Source organism: Streptomyces sp. SID3212, assembly GCF_009865405.1.
Lineage (GTDB): Bacteria > Actinomycetota > Actinomycetes > Streptomycetales > Streptomycetaceae > Streptomyces.
This window is the reverse complement of record NZ_WWJY01000764.1, coordinates 1-3,592: the sequence shown is the minus strand read 5'-3', so window position 1 is coordinate 3,592 and position 3,592 is coordinate 1. Positions and strand designations below refer to the sequence as shown.

Here is a 3,592-nt window from a genome sequence, read left to right as displayed (position 1 = left end):
GCCCCAGCCGCTCGCCTCCGGCCGGCCCGACGGCGCCGGCACCATGGGCGGCGGCTCCGGCCCGGCCACCCCCGACGCCTCGAAATCCCCGGGCGCCGCCACCGCCGAGGCGGAGGGCGAGAGCACCCACGGCGACGGCGCGGACGAACCGATCGGCCCGGTGGGCAAGCATCACGACTGGTCCGCCGGGGCCCCGCGCGTCAAGGGTTCCACCTGGTACAGCAGGACGGTGGCCGCCTGCCTCGCCTACCGCGACGGCCGGATCGACCAGGCGCGCAAGGAAGAACTGGACCGGGCCGCCGAGAACCCCGCCCAGGCCCGCCGCTTCTGCGACTGGCTGCTGGAGGTCAAGGCCACGAGGGACGGCGGCGGCAAGGGGACGGGCGGCGGAAAGACCGGCAACGGTACGGGAGGAGGGGGCGGGGAAGGGAACGGCAACGGCCCCGGCCATGGCAACGGTGCCGGCCATGGCAACGGCGGCGGTCCCGTCGACGGTACGCCCGGCGAACCCACCGTCCACCCGTACGAACCTCACATCCCCCCGCACCCCCCGACGTTGGGCACCGGCTCGACCACCCCGCCGCCGGAGACACCCGACACACCCGGGACACCTGAAATCCCCGAGACATCTGCGGACCCGACCCCCACCCCTGCCCCCACACCCTCGGAGACGCCCGACCCCTCCGAACAGCTCTGACCTGCGCGTTCTCCTGATCAGCGATCAGGTGTGACGTTTTCGCGCGCCCCGGCGCAGTACTAGGTGAGCCGACTGGTCATCGGCCGCGCAACGAGCCGGGGTTCCCCCCGTACCTTCGGCTCAGCGCATCGGCGCGGGCGGGACACGTTCCCCCGGTCCCGCCCGCGCCACTCTCTTTGCGCCTAAGCCGGCGAGCCCCTTTGCGCCTAAGCCGGCGCCGCTTTCGCGGATGTGGTGCTGTGGGTGGGGGTTGCTCAATTGATGGTTGCGGTCAGTGCCGGCAGGTTTGGTGGGCTACCAGTAGATGACTACCTTGTCGCCCGTTTTCACCTCGGCGAAGAGGCTCGCGATTTTTGGTTCGTCCCGTACGTTGACGCAGCCGTGTGACGCGCCCGTGTAGCCCCTGGCCGCGAAGTCCGCCGAGTAGTGGACCGCCTGGCCGCCGCTGAAGAACATCGCGTACGGCATCGCCGTGTCGTACAGCGTCGAGACGTGGTGCCGGGACTTCCAGAACACCGTGAACGTGCCCTCGCGTGTCGGTGTGTACTCCGAACCGAAACGCACATCCATCGAGGACACGCGCTTGCCGTCGACCATCCACGACAGCGTCCGGCTGTTCTTGCTGATGCACAGCACCCGCCCCTTCAGGCACCGGGGATCGGGCGCCGCGACCGGCCGTTCCGTCGGCGGCCACAGTTCGTCGCGGGTCGGCTTCTTCGTCATCCCGAGCAGCTTCTCCCACGTGACGGTGTCCGTCGTGCCCGTACGGGCCAGTCCGCGCTTGCCCTGGAACGACGCGACGGCCGTGGCGGTGAGCGTGCCGTAGTAACCCGTCGGTGTGCGGTCGAAGTGGCCGATCTGCCGCAGCCTGGCCTGGAGTTCGCGTACCTGGTCGTTCTCGGCTCCGCTCGCCATCACCGTTCTCGGCTTCGCCACGCCCGGCGAAGGGGTACGGGCAGGTGACGGCGTACGCGCCGAAGAGGAGGCGGAAGCGGAAGGCGATACGGAACCCGAGGGGGACGGCGTCGCGCTCGGCCGGGCGGCGGGGTTCTTCGACGGCCTGGGCGGCGCGGAGGGCGACGGCGTACCGGATCCGGCCCCGGGGGTGGCCATCGCCGCCGCGCCACCGCCCCCCGACTTGCCGTCGGCCCCGGCCGTCCCGCCGTCGGTCGGCCGCACCGTACAGCCGACACCCACGGCCAGCACGGCCGCCGTCGCGAGCCCTCTGCGCAGTGCGGAGGTCCTGAGCATCTTCGCTCCCCTGTTTCTCCCTCTGAGTCATGAAGTCCAGTGGCAACTCCCCGGAAAGAAACCGCTTCACACCCGGCGCGGCTCCCGGCCCACGGAAGATTCCGGGCATGTCGGGCCCGGATGTCTCCCTGCCTGCGTCGATCATGGGCGCAGGCAGCACGGACACGGACACAGACACCGGCCCATACGGACAACAGAGGCCCCGGACATGGCACCCGACCCCCACCCCCATCCGGACACCGCCCGCCTCACCGAGAGCGGTCTCTCCATCCACCCCGTCTACGGCCCCGCCGCCCTCGACGGCTGGGACCCCCGCGGCAAGCTCGGCGCGCCCGGCTCGTACCCCTTCACCCGGGGCATCCGCCCGACGATGTACACCGGCCGCCCCTGGACGATGCGCCAGTACGCCGGATTCGGCACCGCCGCCGAGTCCAACGCGCGCTACCGGCAGCTCATCGCGCACGGCACGGCCGGCCTGTCCGTCGCCTTCGACCTGCCGACCCAGATGGGCCACGACAGCGACGCGCCCCTGGCGGGCGGTGAGGTCGGGAAGGTCGGGGTCGCCGTCGACTCCGTGGACGACATGCGGGTGCTGTTCGACGGCATTCCCCTCGACCAGGTCTCCACCTCGATGACGATCAACGCGCCCGCCGCGCTGTTGCTGCTGATGTACCAGCTCGTCGCCGCGGAGAAGGGAATTCCGGGAAGCGCCCTGACGGGCACGATCCAGAACGACGTGCTCAAGGAATACATCGCCCGCGGCACCTACATCTTTCCGCCGGAACCCTCCCTGCGGCTGGTCGCGGACATCTTCACGTACTGCCGCGCCGAAATGCCCCGCTGGAACACCATCTCGATCTCCGGCTACCACATGGCGGAGGCCGGTGCCTCGCCCGTGCAGGAGATCGCGTTCACCCTCGCCGACGGCATCGCGTACGTACGGACCGCTCTCGCCGCCGGAATGGACATCGACGAGGTCGCGCCCCGGCTCTCCTTCTTCTTCGTCGCGCGGACGACACTGCTCGAAGAGGTCGCCAAGTTCCGGGCCGCCCGGCGGATCTGGGCGCGGATCATGCGCGACGAGTTCGGCGCGAAGGACCCGAAGTCGCAGATGCTCCGTTTCCACACCCAGACGGCCGGTGTCCAACTGACCGCGCAGCAGCCGGAGATCAACCTGGTACGGGTCACCGTCCAGGGACTCGCGGCAATCCTCGGCGGCACCCAGTCCCTGCACACGAACGCGTACGACGAGGCCATCGGCCTCCCCACCGAGCACGCCGCCCGCCTCGCGCTCCGTACCCAGCAGGTGTTGGCGTACGAGACGGACCTCACCGCGACCGTCGACCCCTTCGCCGGCTCGTACGCCGTGGAGGCGATGACGGACGAGGTGGAGGCGGCGGCGGTGGCGCTGATGACCCGGGTCGAGGACCTGGGCGGGGCGGTCGGGGCCGTCGAACGCGGCTTCCAGAAGGCGGAGATCGAGCGCAGCGCGTACGACGTGGCCCGGCGGACCGAGAGCGGCGAGCGGGTCGTGGTGGGGGTCAACCGGCACACCATGGACCCGGACGCGGACGAGGCGCCGTACGAACCGCTGCGCGTCGACCCGGAGATCGAGGCCCGGCAGGCGGCGCGGCTGGCGCGGCT

Annotated in this window: 2 protein-coding genes and 1 pseudogene; 2 read left to right on the top strand and 1 reads right to left on the bottom strand. The window is 70.9% G+C overall.

The genetic code is table 11. The features are described from left to right. Positions 1-697 (top strand): annotated as a pseudogene (locus GT042_RS23140) (hypothetical protein); the annotation flags it as partial. 294 nt (positions 698-991) lie between these two features. Here GT042_RS23140 and GT042_RS23135 read toward each other — a convergent pair. Further along, the gene (locus GT042_RS23135; protein WP_161310648.1) at positions 992-1,948 is read right to left on the bottom strand and encodes a L,D-transpeptidase family protein; all 957 of its coding nucleotides are present in this window, start codon (positions 1,946-1,948) and stop codon (positions 992-994) included. Between the two features lie 208 nt (positions 1,949-2,156). On the opposite strand from GT042_RS23135, the gene GT042_RS23130 reads away from it, so the two are divergent. Next, the coding region (locus GT042_RS23130) for a methylmalonyl-CoA mutase family protein (RefSeq protein ID WP_161310647.1) at positions 2,157-3,592 on the top strand (1,436 nt) is incomplete at its 3' end.